The 14,977-nt window shown below is 75.1% G+C and carries 13 protein-coding genes; 8 read left to right on the plus strand and 5 right to left on the minus strand.

Going from position 1 to position 14,977, the window contains the following annotated elements; genetic code table 11:
* Positions 1 to 178: 178 nt before the first annotated feature.
* Together ABZ898_RS24360 and ABZ898_RS24365 are read left to right on the plus strand one after the other, a co-directional pair.
* Positions 179 to 1,318, plus strand: coding sequence for a YihY/virulence factor BrkB family protein (locus tag ABZ898_RS24360; protein WP_361662666.1), 1,140 nt, complete (start codon positions 179 to 181; stop codon positions 1,316 to 1,318).
* A 112-nt stretch (positions 1,319 to 1,430) separates the two neighbouring features.
* A complete protein-coding gene (locus ABZ898_RS24365) occupies positions 1,431 to 2,975 on the plus strand; it encodes a carboxylesterase family protein (RefSeq protein ID WP_361662669.1) in 1,545 nt (514 codons plus the stop codon).
* A 19-nt stretch (positions 2,976 to 2,994) separates the two neighbouring features.
* Here ABZ898_RS24365 and mmuM read toward each other — a convergent pair whose 3' ends face one another.
* Genes mmuM through ABZ898_RS24385 form a run of 4 tightly spaced genes read right to left on the minus strand, consistent with a single transcriptional unit; the run spans position 2,995 to position 6,459 of the window.
* Positions 2,995 to 3,903: a homocysteine S-methyltransferase gene (mmuM, locus tag ABZ898_RS24370; protein WP_361662672.1), complete on the minus strand. Its 909-nt coding sequence runs from the start codon at positions 3,901 to 3,903 to the stop codon at positions 2,995 to 2,997.
* On the minus strand, positions 3,900 to 4,595 hold the full coding sequence (locus ABZ898_RS24375) for an alpha/beta fold hydrolase (RefSeq protein WP_361662675.1): 696 nt from the start codon (positions 4,593 to 4,595) through the stop codon (positions 3,900 to 3,902). The genes mmuM and ABZ898_RS24375 overlap by 4 nt, the downstream gene beginning before the upstream one ends.
* Positions 4,592 to 5,167, minus strand: a complete 576-nt coding sequence (locus ABZ898_RS24380; RefSeq protein ID WP_361662678.1) for a TetR-like C-terminal domain-containing protein — start codon at positions 5,165 to 5,167, stop codon at positions 4,592 to 4,594. Before ABZ898_RS24380 ends, ABZ898_RS24375 begins: the two co-directional genes overlap by 4 nt.
* Positions 5,168 to 5,208: 41 nt before the next feature.
* Positions 5,209 to 6,459, minus strand: coding sequence for an FAD-binding protein (locus ABZ898_RS24385; RefSeq protein ID WP_361662681.1), 1,251 nt, complete (start codon positions 6,457 to 6,459; stop codon positions 5,209 to 5,211).
* Positions 6,460 to 6,635: 176 nt separating this feature from the next.
* Between ABZ898_RS24385 and ABZ898_RS24390 the strand changes: the two genes are divergently transcribed.
* From ABZ898_RS24390 to ABZ898_RS24415, 6 genes are all read left to right on the plus strand, one after another.
* Positions 6,636 to 7,955: a radical SAM protein gene (locus tag ABZ898_RS24390; protein WP_361662684.1), complete on the plus strand. Its 1,320-nt coding sequence runs from the start codon at positions 6,636 to 6,638 to the stop codon at positions 7,953 to 7,955.
* Positions 7,956 to 8,176: 221 nt separating this feature from the next.
* The gene (locus ABZ898_RS24395; protein WP_361662687.1) at positions 8,177 to 9,637 is read left to right on the plus strand and encodes a cellulose binding domain-containing protein; all 1,461 of its coding nucleotides are present in this window, start codon (positions 8,177 to 8,179) and stop codon (positions 9,635 to 9,637) included.
* Between the two features lie 305 nt (positions 9,638 to 9,942).
* Complete coding sequence (gene rsgA, locus ABZ898_RS24400; protein ID WP_361662690.1) at positions 9,943 to 11,034, plus strand: ribosome small subunit-dependent GTPase A; 1,092 nt, start codon at positions 9,943 to 9,945, stop codon at positions 11,032 to 11,034.
* Between the two features lie 73 nt (positions 11,035 to 11,107).
* Entirely contained in the window at positions 11,108 to 12,496 is a 1,389-nt protein-coding gene (locus ABZ898_RS24405; RefSeq protein ID WP_361662692.1) for an AlkA N-terminal domain-containing protein, read from the plus strand.
* A gap of 8 nt (positions 12,497 to 12,504) precedes the next feature.
* Positions 12,505 to 12,999, plus strand: coding sequence for a methylated-DNA--[protein]-cysteine S-methyltransferase (locus tag ABZ898_RS24410; protein WP_361662922.1), 495 nt, complete (start codon positions 12,505 to 12,507; stop codon positions 12,997 to 12,999).
* A 191-nt stretch (positions 13,000 to 13,190) separates the two neighbouring features.
* Entirely contained in the window at positions 13,191 to 14,357 is a 1,167-nt protein-coding gene (locus ABZ898_RS24415; protein WP_361662695.1) for a GDSL-type esterase/lipase family protein, read from the plus strand.
* A 3-nt stretch (positions 14,358 to 14,360) separates the two neighbouring features.
* On the opposite strand, the gene ABZ898_RS24420 is transcribed toward ABZ898_RS24415, so the two are convergent.
* The gene (locus ABZ898_RS24420) at positions 14,361 to 14,843 is read right to left on the minus strand and encodes a DUF456 domain-containing protein (RefSeq protein WP_361662698.1); all 483 of its coding nucleotides are present in this window, start codon (positions 14,841 to 14,843) and stop codon (positions 14,361 to 14,363) included.
* Positions 14,844 to 14,977: the final 134 nt, after the last annotated feature.

A 14,977-nucleotide genomic window follows, 5' to 3' on the forward strand; every position in this document is an offset into this window, starting at 1 on the left:
CATACTTGTGCCCCGCGCCGGTCCCCGGGGGTGCCGGGGCCCGCGCGGGGGCCCGGGGCGCGGGGGCGGGGCCGAGAGGGCGCGGCGCCGCCCCCGCGGCACCGCGGCGCCCGGCCGGGCGTGCCCCCGCGCGCCCCGCGAGGTGAGGGGCGCGTGGTGCGGCGGATACCGTTAGGACGTGCAGCCAGCAAGCGAATCCCCCCAGCGGCCCCACGGCCGCCTCCACCGGGCCAAGGCCCTGTACCGGAACGTCTCCAAGCGGAGGACGGCCTGGCTGCTGCTGACGGACACCGTCAATTCCTGCATGGAGTACCGCATCCTGGGCCTGGCCGCCGAGGCCGCGTTCTTCACGCTGCTGTCCGTGCCCCCGCTGCTGCTCAGCCTCATCGGCCTGCTCGGCTACGTCGACGACTGGACCGGCGCCGACACCATCCACAGCCTGGAGACCAACCTCCTGGAAGCCTCCCGCACGGTCCTGTCGGACAAGGGGGTCAAGGAGATCGCCGAGCCGATCCTGGACGACGTGATGCGCGGCGGCCGGCCCGACGTCATCTCCATCGGGTTCCTCTTCGCCCTCTGGTCGGGCTCGCGCGCGGTGAACGTCTTCATCGACACCATCACGGTCATGTACGGCCTGGACGGCGTCCGCGGCATCGTCAAGACCCGGCTCATGGCCTTCCTGCTGTTCGTCGTCGCCCTGCTGATCGGCTCGGTCGCGCTGCCGCTGATGGTCGCCGGACCGGACGCGGTGGTCGGGGTGCTGCCCTGGTCGGAGACGGTCGTCCAGGTGCTGTACTGGCCCGTCGTCATCGTGCTGTCCATCGTCTTCCTGACGACGCTCTACCACGTCTCCGTCCCGGTCCGCTCCCCGTGGATCGAGGACGTGCCCGGCGCGCTGGTCGCCCTCGCCATGTGGGTCGTCGGCAGCCTCCTGCTGCGCGTCTACCTCACCCACACCATCGAGGGCGCCACCATCTACGGCTCCCTCGCCGCCGCCGTCGCCGTGCTGCTGTGGATCGGCGTGTCCGCGTTCGCCGTGCTCGTCGGCGCCGCCGTCAACGCCGCCATCGACCGGGTCTGGCCCGCCGCGGCCACCGCCGCCGCCCGCGAGGCCAACGAGCGCCAGCGCGAGGCCCAGGTCGCCGAGTACGTCGCCTGGGCGGCCGCGCTGCGCGAGTCCGACCCGGACGACCCCGACATGCCGTCCGAGTTCCCCGAGCGCTGGTCCCGCTTCCTGCCCCCGGAGGACATCACCGGCCGGCTGCGCGGCCACACCCGCAGCGGCCACCAGCCGCCCAAGGGCTCCCAGGACGGCTGACCGTACGGACGGTCGGTGCGCCGGAATACATCCGTCGCGCACGGCGCTCTGGCAGACAGATGTGGTGCGTGCCGCCGTGGCGGCCGCACCGGCGACGAAGGGCTGGTGTGCGATGGCGGCAGACCGGACGGGCCCGGTGGCCCGAACCCCGTACGGTGCGGTGCGCGGGCGCCTCGAACACGGCATCGCGGTGTTCCGGGGCATCCCCTACGCGGCCCCGCCCTTCGGCCCCCGCCGCTTCCGCGAGCCCGAGCCGCCCGAGCCCTGGGACGGTGTCCGCGACGCCGGTTCCTTCGGGCCGACCCCGCCGAAACCGCCGTACTCCGAGGCGTTCGCCCAGTACCTCGCCGACCCCACCGTGCCCGGCGACGACTGCCTCAACCTCAACGTCTGGACCCCCGAACCGGGGCCGGGCGCCCGGCTCCCGGTGCTGGTCTGGCTGCACGGCGGCGCGCTGACCAGGGGTTCCTCGGCGGTGCCGGTGTACGACGGGCGGGCCTTCGCCCGCGACGGCGTCGTGGTCGTCTCGGTCAACTACCGGCTCGGCGTCGAGGGCTACGGACTCTTCCCCGACGCCCCCGCCAACCTCGGCCTGCGCGACCAGCTCGCGGCCCTGCGCTGGGTGCACGAGTCCGTCGCGGCCTTCGGCGGCGACCCCGGCAACATCACCCTGGCCGGGCAGTCGGCCGGCGCGATCAGCACGGGCGTCCTGATCGCGGCCCCGCAGGCGCGGGGCCTGGTCCGGCGGGCCGTGCTGCAGAGCGGAGCCCCCGAGGTGTCGGACCGGGAGAAGGTACGGCGCATGGTGCGCCGGATGGCCGCCCGGCTGAAGGTCCCCGCGACCGCCGCCGCCTTCGCGGACGTCGACCGCGGCCTGCTGCTGCGCACCCAGGCCGAGGTGAGCCGGCGCAGCAGCCCGGTGCTGGGCGGACCCGGGTTCGGCATCGTCACCGACGGCGGCCTCGTACCCGCCGACCCGCTGCGCGCCCTCGTCGACGGCGACGCGGCCCCCGGCGTCGACCTGCTGATGGGCTGGACCCGCGACGAGTACCGGCTGTGGCTGGTGCCCGGCGGCCTGGTCGAGCACGTCGACCGGCTCGGCGCGGTCGCGCTGGCCGGGGCGATGGCCCGCTGCCACGTCGGCCACGACGTCCCACGCGGCTACCGCGCCCTGCACCCGTCGGCGGGCGCCGCCGAACTCGTCGGCCAGATGGTCACCGACCACATGCTCCGCCTCCCCCTGCACCGCCTCGCGGACGCCCGCCCCGCGCGCTCCCACCTGTACGAGTTCGCCTGGCCGTCCCTGCGCCCCGGCCTCGGGGCCTGCCACAGCCTGGAACTCGGCTTCGTCTTCGACACCGGCGAGGTCGAGGAGGCGGTGAGGCTGGCGGGCAGCGGCGCCCCCCAGTCCCTGGCCGACACCATGCACGCGTCCTGGGTCGACTTCGTCACCAAGGGGGACCCGGGCTGGCCGTCCTGGGACGACTCCCACCCCACCCGCGTCTTCGGCACCGAGGGCCCCCACCTGGTCCACGGCCCCCGGGACGCGGAGCTCGCCCTGTGGACCCGCCCCGTGGTCCCGCCCCAGCCCTCCTCCCCGGACCGCCTCGCGGCGGTGCGGCGACTGCGCAGGTCGGCGGTGCTGCGGCGGCGGTGAGCCGCCCCTTCGGGCCCGGTCAGGTACGGCCCAGCGCGCGGGTGATCGCGGTGACGGTCTCCGGGCCCACCCGGCAGCAGCCGCCCAGCAGACGGGCGCCCGCCGCCGACCAGCCGGGGAAGTCGGCGCGGGTGAGTGTGGGGGCGCCGTCCCAGGCGCGGGCGGCGGCGTTCCAGCTCTCGCCGCTGTTGGGGTAGACGACCACCGGCTTGCCCGTCACCCGTGCCGCGGTCTCCACCGCGCGCGGGACGTCCTCGGGGGCGCAGCAGTTCACGCCCACCGCCACGATCTCGTCGGCGTCCGCCGCCAGGGCGAACGCCTCCTCCAGGGGCTGGCCCGCGCGGGTGCGATCGCCCTCGACGCTGTAGGAGAGCCAGGCGGGAACGCCCAGGCCGCGCACCGCGCGCAGCAGCGCCTCCGCCTCGTCGGTGTCCGGGACGGTCTCCAGGGCCAGGATGTCGGGGCCCGCCCCGGCCAGGACCTCCAGGCGGGGGCGGTGGAAGCGCTCCAGTTCGGCGCGGGTCAGCCCGTAGCGGCCCCGGTACTCCGAGCCGTCCGCGAGCATCGCGCCGTACGGGCCCGCCGAGGCGGCCACCCACAGGGGGCGGTCGGCCCGGGCGCGCCGGGCGGCCTCGCGGGCCAGGTCCACGCTCGACGCCATGAGGCGCGCGGCCTCCGGCCCGCCGATGCCGCGCCGCGCGAAGCCCTCGAACGTGGCCTGGTAGCTGGCGGTGATCACCACGTCGGCGCCCGCCTCGTAGTAGGCGAGGTGGGCCTCGGTGATCGCCTCCGGGGCCTCCGCGAGCAGCCGTGCGGACCACAGCTCGTCGCTGAGGTCGTGCCCGGCCGCCGTCAGCTGGTTGGACAGCCCGCCGTCCAGGACGAGCGGAGGCCCCTCGGTCAGGGCGGTGGCCAGGCTGTCGCTCATCCCTCGGCGCCCCTCGACTCCAGGGCCTCGGTCAGCCCGTCCGCGAACTCCACCGGGTGCTCCAGCGTGCCGAGGTGGCCGCCGGGGAGTTCCAGGAGGGCTCCGCCGGACAGGAAGTCGGCCGTGCGATAGGGGAGTTGGCCGTGCGATTCCGCTCCCGCGGCGAGCGTCAGCCGCTCCGGCAGGGGCCCGGGGACGTACGCGGTGAAGGGACGCAGCACCCGTGCGACGAAGACCCCCATCGGGGTCGCCTCCGGTCCCTCGGCGGGCGCCGGGTGCGGACCGTCCAGCGCGGCGATCAGCTCCCGGCGCCGCTCCGATCCGTCCGGCAGCACCAGCGCGCAGGGCGGCTCGTGCGCGATCACGTGCCGCAGCCGCTCCGGGTGCCGCGCGGCCAGCGCGAGCGCCGCGATCCCGCCCGAGCTGGTCCCGAAGACGTACGCCCGCTCGCCGGGCGGCAGCACCGCCGCCAGCACCCGGTCCGCGCCGTCGGCCCAGTCCTCGGGACGCTGGTCGGGCGCCGGCTGCCCGAGGCGGCCGTGCGCCAGGCCCAGCGGGTCGTAGGTCACCACGGTGAACCGGCGGGCCAGCCGCGCGGTCAGCGGACCGAGGCCCATGGGGTGCCCGGCGCCGCCCGGCACGACCAGCAGCACGGGGCCGGTGCCGGTGACGTCGAAGTCGGGTGTGCTCACGGTGTCTCCCTCGGCCAGTGTTCCAGCGCCCGGTGCAGCGCCTCGACCCCCTTGTCCCAAGAGGCGTCCACGGGGCGCCCGGCGCCGAAGCCGCCTGCCGACTCCAGCACGCAGTAGCCGTGGAAGGTGCTGCGCAGCAGGCGTACCGCGTCGGTGAGGTCGGGCTCGGCGAGGCCGTAGGCGCGCAGCATCCCGTAGGTGATCTCGGCCGTGCGGCGCAGGGCGGGGGAGTCCGCGACCAGGGACTGGTCGATACGGATCTGGGTGGCGGCGTACCGGCCGGGGTGTTCGAGGGCGTAGGCGCGGTAGGCACCGGCGAACGCGGTGAGCGCGTCCCGGCCCGCGCGTCCGGCGACCGCCGCCGCGATGCGGTCGATCAGCTCGCCGCCCGCGTACAGCGCCAGCCGGGTGCGCAGGTCGTTCAGGTTGCGGACGTGCGAGTACAGGCTCGCGTCCTTCACCCCGAAGCGCCGGGCCAGCGCGGACAGGGTGACGCGCTCGAAGCCGGCCTCGTCCGCGAGTTCGGCGGCGGCCGCGACCAGCCGGTCGGCGGTGATCCCCGCACGCGCCATCAACGCACCTCCTTGGATGTCCAGCTCACATCCTAGAGGCTCTAGGAAAGAATGTCCTGGACGAAGGCGTTGGCGAACTTGCCCGCCGGGTCCAGCTCCGCGGCCAGCGCACGGAAGTCGGCCAGCCTCGGGAACCGCTCCCGCACCAGCGCCGGCGGCATCTCGAACACCTTCCCCCAGTGCGGCCGGGCGTCGAGGGCGCCGAACGCCGCCTCCACCGCGCGCACGGCGGGCAGCGCGACCGCCGTGTCCTCGGTCCAGGTGAAGTGCAGGGCCACCGAGTCCCGCCCGTACGCGGGGCTCAGCCACTGCGTGTCGGCGGCGACCGTGCGCACCTCGCAGGTCAGCACCGCCCCGGCGAGCCCCGCCCGTACCGCGTCGAGGGCCTGGAGCGCGGCCGTCGCGTCCGCCCTCGGCAGCAGGTACTCCGACTGGAGCTCCGAACCGCTGCTGGGCGTGAACTCGGCCCGGAAGTGCGGCAGCCGCTCGTGCCAGGGGCCGGGCACCCCGCCCTGCGCGGTGCAGTTGACCGCGGGCATCCCCGGCACCGGATGCGCCGGCCCGGCCGCGGGCGCCGCCCACGGGAAGTCCACCGGCGCCTGGTCGGTGCGCCGCTTCAGCCACACCTGCCGGAACCCCGGCGCCCGCCAGTCGGTGAACAGGCTCACGCTGTACGCCGAGGCCGCGACCGTCTCGTAGTCCAGCCCGTCCAGGGGCAGTTCGGTGAAGACGTGCTGCTCGACCTCGTACGCCGGCTCCAGGTCCAGGGTGAGGGCGGTGACCACGCCGAGCGCGCCCAGCGAGGTCACGGCGCCGTCGAAACGCCGGTCCCCCCGGCCGATCCGCAGCGTGCCGCCGTCCGCGGTGACCAGCTCCACCTCGCGCACCGCCGAGGCCAGCGGCCCGTTGCCCACACCGGAACCGTGGGTGCCCGTCGCCACCGACCCGGCCACCGAGATGTGCGGCAGGGAGGCCATGTTGGCCAGCGCGAGGCCGTGCGCGTGGACCGTGCGGGCCAGCTCCGCGTACCGGACCCCGCCCCCGACGCGCACCGTACGGGCGCTGGTGTCCACGTCGATCACCTCGGGCAGCCCGGCCACCGACAGCAGCACGCCCCCGGGGCCGGGGTCCGCGATCCGGTTGAAGGAGTGCCCGCTGCCCAGCACCCGCACCCGGGCGGACCCCGCGACCAGGGCCCGCAGCGCCTCGGGCGATTCCGGCCGGTGGAACCCGGCGGCCGTGTAGGTGATGTTCCGCGCCCAGTTGGTGACCGCCCGCGCCGACTTGGTCATCCTTGCCGTCCCTCCCCGAGAGTGCCTGTGCCCAGACCCTCTCATCACCCCCGCGACCTGGGGAGACCCCCAGTCACGGAAGATCGCCGGAGGCAACACGAGGCCCCCGGGAGGGCTCGCCGGGAAGTGGGGGCATACGGTGAGAGATGTACGCGTGAGCCGGGAGGAGAACAGGGATGGGCAGCCGCACCGCGCTGGTCGAAGATCTGATGGAGCGGTTCCCGCACGTGCCGCGGGAAGCCGTCTTCAAGGAGGACCTGCTCCGGGGCGGAGTCGCCTTCGACGCCTCGGCCCTCAGCGACAACGAGGGCGGCGAGGTCAAGCCGAAGTCGTACTTCATCTTCTCCTTCGACCACGGCACCCTGCCGGAGCTGGGCGAGGCCGCGCTGCGCAGGCCCCCGGAGGAGATCATCCTCACCGGCGGCCCCTACGACCTGCGCCGCACCGTCGTCTCCGTGCGGGTGAACCCCGCCTCCCCCTACCGGGTCGCCGCCGACGAGCACGGCCAGCTCGGCCTGTACCTCGACGGCAAGCGGATCTCCGACGTCGGCGTGCCGCCGATGCCGGAGTACTACCGGCACAAGCTCTCCAACGGGAAGTCGGTCATGGAGGTGGCCCCGACCATCCAGTGGGGCTACCTGATCTACCTGACCGCGTTCCGCGTCTGCCAGTACTTCGGCGCCAAGGAGGAGTGCCAGTACTGCGACATCAACCACAACTGGCGCCAGCACAAGGCGGCGGGCCGGCCCTACACGGGCGTGAAGGACGTCGACGAGGTCCTCGAGGCGCTGGAGATCATCGACAAGTACGACACCGCGAAGATCTCCACCGCGTACACCCTCACCGGCGGCGCCATCACGTCGAAGGTCCAGGGGCTGGACGAGGCCGACTTCTACGGGCGGTACGCCAAGGCCATCGAGGAGCACTTCCCGGGCCGCTGGATCGGCAAGGTCGTCGCCCAGGCGCTGCCCAAGCCGGACGTGCAGCGCTTCAAGGACTACGGCGTGCAGATCTACCACCCCAACTTCGAGGTGTGGGACGAGTACCTGTTCAAGATGTACTGCCCCGGCAAGGAGCGGTACGTCGGCCGGGACGAATGGCACAAGCGCATCCTGGACTCCGCCGACGTGTTCGGCGCGCGCAACGTGATCCCCAACTTCGTGGCGGGCGTGGAGATGGCCGAGCCCTTCGGCTTCACCACCGTCGACGAGGCCATCGCCTCCACCACCGAGGGCCTGCGCTTCTTCATGTCGCACGGCATCACGCCCCGCTTCACCACCTGGTGCCCCGAACCCACCACCCCGCTCGGCAAGGCCAACCCGCAGGGCGCGCCGCTGGAGTACCACATCCGGCTGCTGGAGGCGTACCGCAACACCATGGACGACTTCGGCCTCGCCTACCCGCCCGGCTACGGCCCGCCCGGCCCCGGCAACGCGGTCTTCTCCGTCAGCTCCTTCATGGACAGCCTCTCCGCCGAGGAGCCGGTGGAGGTCTGACACCCGCCCGTTGAACCGCCGGGCGCCGTCCCGCGTACCCCCTATCGGAGTGGCGGGCGCTCGGCGGCGGCCACGGTCACCCCGTGCGACGAGTGGTTCACCCGATCCGCCTGAGCCGCTTGTCAGCCCGGCGGCGGCGTGAAAGGCTCCTGCCTCCGCGAGGCCCCCAACTCCACCCCCGCTCGGAAGAGTTGCCCCTCGCTCGTGGACGCTGGAGACCGATGCCCGATCTGCCGCCCCCTCAGGACGCCGCCGAGGCCGCGCTGTTCGCCGAGTGCTGGGACGCGGTCCTCTCCTACGCGGACCTGTGCACATCGGGTGCGGGGACGGCACGCCAGCTCGCCGACGAGGCGTTCACCTCGGGGATGCGGGAACTGCGCGCCGCGCAGAGCGCCGTGCGCGGCCGCACCAGCAGGCTGCCGATGATCCCCCAACTCCTCACCTCCGTACGGGAGACGGCGGCCGGATGGGAAAGCGCGGGCAACGGCCACAGACTCGACCCCGACCTCCGCCTCTGGCTCAACTCCGAAGCCGCCGCCCGCTACACCGGCCCGCCGCTGGGCCGCCCCATCGCCCTGCGCGGCCTCAGGGACATGTCCGCAGGCGACGCCACGCTGCTCTGGCTCGCCGAGGTGGAGGCGCTCCCGCTGCCCACCGTCGCCCGCCGGCTGGGCCTGGACCCGCTGACCACCGCCGCCGAACTCGACCAGGTCCGCGTCCTCTTCCACGACCGCTGCCACCGCGCCCACCGGGACACCCCGCTGGACGCCGAGTGCCGCAGCTACGCCCGCCTGCTGGACGCCGTCACCCGCTCACCCGGCGCCGAGGCCCCCGAGGACCTCTCCCGCCACCTCGCCACCTGCGTCCCCTGTGCCGAGGCCGCCGCCTGCCTGCGTCTGCACGGCGGCGGCATCCCGGCCGCCCTCGCCGGCGGCGTCATCGGCTGGGGTGCCCTCGCCTACCTGGAACGCCGCCGCCGCGCCGCCGACGCCCGCCTGGGCGTGGGCGCGCCCAGGGGACCCGGGGCGCGGGCCGACGACGAGGCGAACCACGGCCGCGTACTGCGCCGCAGCCTCCTGGCGGCGGCCGGGCTGCTGTCCGCCGTCGCGCTGGGCGTCTCCCTGATGCCGTTCGGCACGTCCGACGACGACGCCGGCGGCCGCGACGACCAGAAACCGATCGCCGCCCCCGACACCCCCGAGCCCACCCCGGCCCCCTCCCGCTCCTCCCGCTCGGCGGCGCCGGCCACGACCCGCACCCTCCCGGTCAGCCCGACCCCGAAGCCGGACCCCACCCGGCGGGCGTCCCGGCCCCCCTCCCGCAAACCCTCCGCGACCCCCTCCCGGGCACCCGGGCCGAGCGCTCCCCCCACCTGCCAGGTCTCCTACCACCTGGACGACGAGTGGAGTGACGGCTTCCAGGCGAGCCTCCACGTCACCACCGACGAGTCCCTCTCCGGCTGGCGGATCGCCTGGACCTTCCCCGACGGCCAGCGCATCGCCCAGATGTGGGACGCGACCCCGCACCAGGACGGCTCCGCCGTCACGGCGGAGGCCAAGAGCTACAACAGCGCCGTCCCGGCCCACGGCACGATCGCCTTCGGCTTCGTGGGGAAGCGGGACGGCGGCAACGGGGCGCCGAGCGGGTTCAGCCTCAACGGCGCTCCCTGCGCGACGGGTTGACCCGGTCGTCGGACGGCGTGCTGGACCGGTCGCCGGTGCGCGCCGGCGTTCCCCGGGCCGTCCGCGCACCCGCGGGTAATTCGATGGCGGCCTCCTCCGGCGCGCTCTAGAGTGAGGACCACTTCGCGCGGCGGGAGTCCGCCGCGCGCCGTAGAAGCGACGAGGAACGGGAGGTGTGACCGATGGCTGTCTCTGTGACGGGTCGTGCCCACGACCAGAAGCCCATCCACTCCACCTCCGTGGCCACCGGCTGATCCGACCGCGCCGCAGGCGCCCACCGGGGCCACCCTTGTGAAGGGTCTCCCTTGCAGCTCTCCTCCTCGCACGCTCTTCTCCCCCTCGGCTGGGACCCGCACTGGGAAGCCGAGTTCGCCCCCTACGCCCGTCAGGGCCTCCTTCCCGGACGCGTCGTCCGGGTCGACCGGGGGCAGTGTGACGTCCTCACCGCGGACGGGGTCGTCCGCGCCGACACCGCCTTCGTGACCCCGCACGACCCGATGCGGGTGCTGTGCACGGGGGACTGGGCCGCCGTCGACCCCGAGGGCGGCAGCCCCCGGTACGTCCGGGCCTACCTGCCCCGCCGCACGGCGTTCGTCCGGTCCACCTCCTCCAAGCGGTCCGAGGGACAGATCCTCGCGGCCAACGTCGACCACGCGGTCGTCGCCGTGTCGCTCGCCGTCGAACTCGACCTCGGGCGGGTCGAGCGGTTCCTCGCGCTGGCGTGGGAGTCCGGGTCGCAGCCGGTGGTCGTGCTGTCCAAGGCCGACCTCGTCCCCGACCCCGTGACGCTCGCGCACCTCGTGCAGGACGTCGAGAACGCCGCGCCCGGCGTGCCCGTGCTCGGCGTCAGCGCCCTGCACGGCGACGGACTCGACGTGCTCCGGGCCCTGATCGGCACCGGCACCGCCGTGCTGCTCGGGCAGTCCGGCGCCGGGAAGTCGACGCTGGCCAACGCGCTCGTCGGCACGGACGTGATGGACGTCCGGGCGGCGCGGGACGTCGACGGCAAGGGGCGGCACACCACGACCACCCGCAACCTGCTGCCGCTGGCCGGCGGCGGCGTGCTCATCGACACCCCCGGACTGCGCGGCGTCGGCCTCTACGACGCCGAGACCGGGGTCGGGCAGGTGTTCTCCGAGATCGAGGAGCTGGCGGCGCGCTGCCGGTTCCACGACTGCTCCCACGCCTCCGAGCCCGGCTGCGCGGTCGCCGCCGCGGTGGACTCCGGCGAGCTGCCGGTCCGGCGGCTGGAGAGCTACCGCAAGCTGGTCCGCGAGAACCTGTGGATCGTCGCCAAGACCGACGCCCGCCTGCGCTCCGAGATCCGCAAGGACTGGAAGCGCAAGGGAGCCGAGGGCCGCGCCGCGATGCAGGCCAAGCGGGGCCGCTGGGCCTAGGCCGGGAGCGGGGCCGGGCTGCATGTCCGTTTTCCGCTGGCCCGGCCCCCTCCCGGCGTCCGACACTGGACGCATGACGGACGACGACAGCAGGTACGAGGCGGTGCGCAGCCGCGACGGGCGGTTCGACGGCGTCTTCTTCTTCGCCGTCCGGACCACCGGCATCTACTGCCGCCCGAGCTGCCCGGCGGTGACGCCGAAACGGTGCAACGTACGGTTCTTCCGCACGGCCGCCGCCGCACAGGGCTCCGGCTTCCGGGCCTGCCGCCGCTGCCGCCCCGACGCCGTGCCGGGCTCGGCCGAGTGGAACGTCCGCGCGGACGTCGTCGGCCGGGCCATGCGGCTCATCGCGGACGGCGTCGTCGACCGCGAGGGCGTCACCGGCCTCGCCGCCCGCCTCGGGTACAGCCCCCGGCAGGTGCAGCGGCAGCTCACCGGGGAGGTCGGCGCCGGACCCGTCGCGCTCGCCCGCGCCCAGCGCGCCCACACCGCGCGCACCCTGCTGCGGACCACCCAACTCCCGGTCACCGAGATCGCGTTCGCGTCCGGGTTCCGCAGCATCCGCCAGTTCAACGACACCATCCGCGAGGTGTACGCCCACACCCCCACCGAGGTGCGCGAGGCCGCCCCGCGCTCCCGCCGCGCCGCCCCCGGCACCGGCATCCCGCTGCGCCTCGCCCACCGGGGCCCCTACCAGGCCGCCGCCGTCTTCGACCTGCTCGCGCGCGAGGCCGTACCCGGCGTCGAGGAGGTGACCGGCACCCCGGGCGCCCGCGTGCACCGGCGCACCCTCAGGCTGCCGTACGGCACCGGCGTCGCCGCCGTCCACGAGCGCGCCCACCCGTCCGGCCCGCGCGGCGGGACCCGGCCCGGCGGCTGGCTCGACGCGACCCTCCGGCTCACCGACCCCCGCGACCTCACCACCGCCGTGCACCGGCTGCGCCGGCTGTACGACCTCGACGCCGACCCCTTCGCCGTCGACGCCCGCCTCGGCGCCGACCCCCGGCTCGCCCCGCTCGTCGCCGCCCGGCCCGGACTGCGCTCGCCCGGCGCCGTCGACCCGCTGGAGACCGCCGCCCGCGTCCTGGCCGGAGCGGCCGGGACCGAACGGCTCGTACGCCGGTACGGCAAGGCGCTCGACGCGCCCGGCGGCACCCTCACCCACCTCTTCCCCGAACCCTCCGTCCTCGCCGAGGAGGAGGCCGGGACACCGCTCGGCACGCTCGCCGCCGCCCTGGCCGACGGCCGGCTGCGCCTCGATCCCGGCGCCGACCGGGACGAGGCCCGGCGCCTGATGGAGGAACTGCCCGGCATCACCCCGGCCGCCGTCGCCGCCCTGCGGGCGCGCGTGCTCGGCGACCCGGACGTCACCCCACCCGGTACGGACCTCCCCGAAGCCTGGCGGCCCTGGCGGTCCTACGCCGTCGCACATCTACGGGTCGCCGAGGAGCTGAACGCGTGATGGCGATCATGGACGACCCCTACTGGACCGAACTGGCCTCCCCGGTCGGCCCCCTGCTGCTCACCGCCGACGCCGACGGCGCGCTGACCTCCGTCTCCGTGCCGGGCCAGAAGGGCGGCCGGACCGCCCCCGAAGGGCTGCGGCCGGACGCCGGGCCCTTCCGGGACGCCACCGAACAGCTCACCGCCTACTTCGCCGGAGACCTGAAGGAGTTCGACCTCCCCACCCGTGCCAGGGGCACCGAGTTCCGCGAACGGGTGTGGACCGCCCTGGACGCCGTCCCCTACGGGAGCACCACCACCTACGGCGCGATCGCCGCCCGGATCGGCGCCCCGCGCGCCGCGATCCGCGCGGTCGGCGGCGCCCTCGGCGCCAACCCCCTGCTGATCGTGCGCGCCTGCCACCGGGTCATCGGGGCCGACGGCACGATGACGGGCTACGCGGGCGGACTGGAGCGCAAGCTCTGGCTGCTGCGGCTGGAGGGAGTGCTAGGGCCTGTCTGACAATTCGCGTCGTCGCCCGAAGGGCGGCCGCGCGGCAGACGGGAATTGTCAGACAGGCCCTGGAGGACGTGTGACCGGCTGGGCCGAGCGGGTGCGCCCCCGGCGCTGGCGCCCGCCCGCCGGCCGCCGCGTGTGGCACCGTCGCCTCCGGCGGGCCCGCACGCGGGCGGGCCCGGTGCGGAAAGGCGGACATGGGCTACGTCGCACGGTTCCTCACGGTCCTGCTGCTCGTACTGACACCCGCCCCGGCGTGGGCCACCGAGGCATCCCGGCCCTGGACCGGCACATGGGAGGCCGCCCCCTCCGGCACCGCCCCCGCCCTGCCCGGCGCCGCGATCCGCAACGTCGTCCACCTCAGCGTCGGCGGGCGGTCCCTGCGCCTCCACCTCAGCAACCGGTTCGGCACCGCCCCGCTCCGCCTCGGCGCGGTGACCGTCGCCCTGAGGCACGGCAAGGGCGCCGACGCCGAACCCGGCACCCTGCGCACCGCCACCTTTCGCCACGCGCCGACCGCCGAGATCCCGCCCGGCCGGGACCTGCTCACCGACCCCGTCGAACTCACCGTGCCGCCCGCCGCCGACCTCCTGGTCACCGTCCTCACCCCGGACGACTCCGGCCCCGCCACCCAGCACGGCACCGCCCTCCAGACCAACTACGTCGCCCTCGTGGGCGCCGGTCACGCGGCCGACGTGGACGGCTCGGCGTTCCGGACGCCGGTCAGCAACTGGTACTACGTCACCGGGGTCGACGTACGCGCCACCGGCGCCCGCGCCGTCGTCGCCTTCGGCGACTCGCTCACCGACGGCCACGGCTCCACCCACGACGCCAACCACCGCTGGCCCGACCTGCTCGCCGAGCGCGACCGCCGCCTCGGCGTCCTCAACGCGGGCGTCGGCGGCAACCGCCTCCTGCGCGACGGCACCGGGCCCAGCGCCCTGGCCCGGCTCGACGCCGACGCACTGGACCGCGCCGGGGTCCGCGTCCTCGTCGTCCTGGAGGGCGTCAACGACATCAACGGCAACCCGGCCGCCACCGACGCGGCCGCCTTCGCCGACGCCTACCGCACCCTCGTCTCCCGCGCCCACGCCCGCGGCATCCGGGTCGTCGGCGTCACCCTCACCCCGTACGGCGGCTACCCGGCGCACACCGCGGCCCGCGAGGCGGTGCGGCAGCGGGTCAACGACTTCATCCGCACCGGCGGCGCCTTCGACGCGGTCGCCGACGCGGACGCCGCGCTGCGCGACCCCGCCGACCCCGTACGCCTGCTGCCGCGCTACGACCCCGGCGACCACCTGCACTTCAGCGACGAGGGGATGCGGGCGGTCGCCGACGCCGTCGGCCGGGCCCTGCCGCGGTGAGCGTCAGCCCCACAGCACCGCGCCCAGCCACGCCCCCGCGATCAGCAGGCAGGCGAACAGCTCCGTGAACACGCTGGAACCGCCCGAGCGCATCGCGGTGCGCAGCGCGGCCATCGCCTCGCCGTGCCGGCCGAGCCGGAGCCGCTCGCAGAGGTAGATCCCGCCCATGAACCCGGGCAGCGCGCCCACGACCGGCACCAGTACGAATCCGAGGAGCGCGCCGACGCCCGCGTACACCGCCATCCGGGGGGTCGCGCCGGACGCCCGCAGCCGGCGCGCGGGCAGCGTCCAGCGCACGACGTGCGCCAGCAGCAGCACGACGGTGGCGCCGACGAGCACCGCCCAGGTGAGGGCGGCCGGGTTGGTCAGCGCCCACCACAGGACCCCGGCCCACACCAGCCACGAGCCCGGCACACCGGGCACCAGCACTCCGCACAGGCCCAGCGCGATCACCAGGCCGACCAGCAGGAGTTCCCACGCTCCCATCTGCCCAGCGTGCCCGAGCCCGGACGGAACCGCAGATCTCGTACGGCCGTTCGCCCTGTCGCCCGATGCGCTGCGGTGGGCGGCCGGGGGCGTCCGATTTTCCCGATGCCCCGTTTCCGCACGGCCCGCGCGGT

Origin of the sequence: Streptomyces sp. NPDC046860, from assembly GCF_040645115.1 — a bacterium.
Lineage (GTDB): Bacteria > Actinomycetota > Actinomycetes > Streptomycetales > Streptomycetaceae > Streptomyces.

Excerpts from the sequence above, each read along its gene's own strand:
- ABZ898_RS24410 (WP_361662922.1), top strand. The coding sequence starts at position 12,505 with ATGGACGACCCCTACTGGACCGAACTGGCCTCCCCGGTCGGCCCCCTG.
- ABZ898_RS24390 (WP_361662684.1), top strand. The coding sequence starts at position 6,636 with ATGGGCAGCCGCACCGCGCTGGTCGAAGATCTGATGGAGCGGTTCCCG.
- mmuM (WP_361662672.1), bottom strand. The coding sequence starts at position 3,903 with ATGAGCGACAGCCTGGCCACCGCCCTGACCGAGGGGCCTCCGCTCGTC.
- ABZ898_RS24405 (WP_361662692.1), top strand. The coding sequence starts at position 11,108 with ATGACGGACGACGACAGCAGGTACGAGGCGGTGCGCAGCCGCGACGGG.
- ABZ898_RS24415 (WP_361662695.1), top strand. The coding sequence starts at position 13,191 with ATGGGCTACGTCGCACGGTTCCTCACGGTCCTGCTGCTCGTACTGACA.
- ABZ898_RS24365 (WP_361662669.1), top strand. The coding sequence starts at position 1,431 with ATGGCGGCAGACCGGACGGGCCCGGTGGCCCGAACCCCGTACGGTGCG.
- ABZ898_RS24380 (WP_361662678.1), bottom strand. The coding sequence starts at position 5,167 with ATGGCGCGTGCGGGGATCACCGCCGACCGGCTGGTCGCGGCCGCCGCC.
- ABZ898_RS24385 (WP_361662681.1), bottom strand. The coding sequence starts at position 6,459 with ATGACCAAGTCGGCGCGGGCGGTCACCAACTGGGCGCGGAACATCACC.
- ABZ898_RS24420 (WP_361662698.1), bottom strand. The coding sequence starts at position 14,843 with ATGGGAGCGTGGGAACTCCTGCTGGTCGGCCTGGTGATCGCGCTGGGC.
- ABZ898_RS24395 (WP_361662687.1), top strand. The coding sequence starts at position 8,177 with ATGCCCGATCTGCCGCCCCCTCAGGACGCCGCCGAGGCCGCGCTGTTC.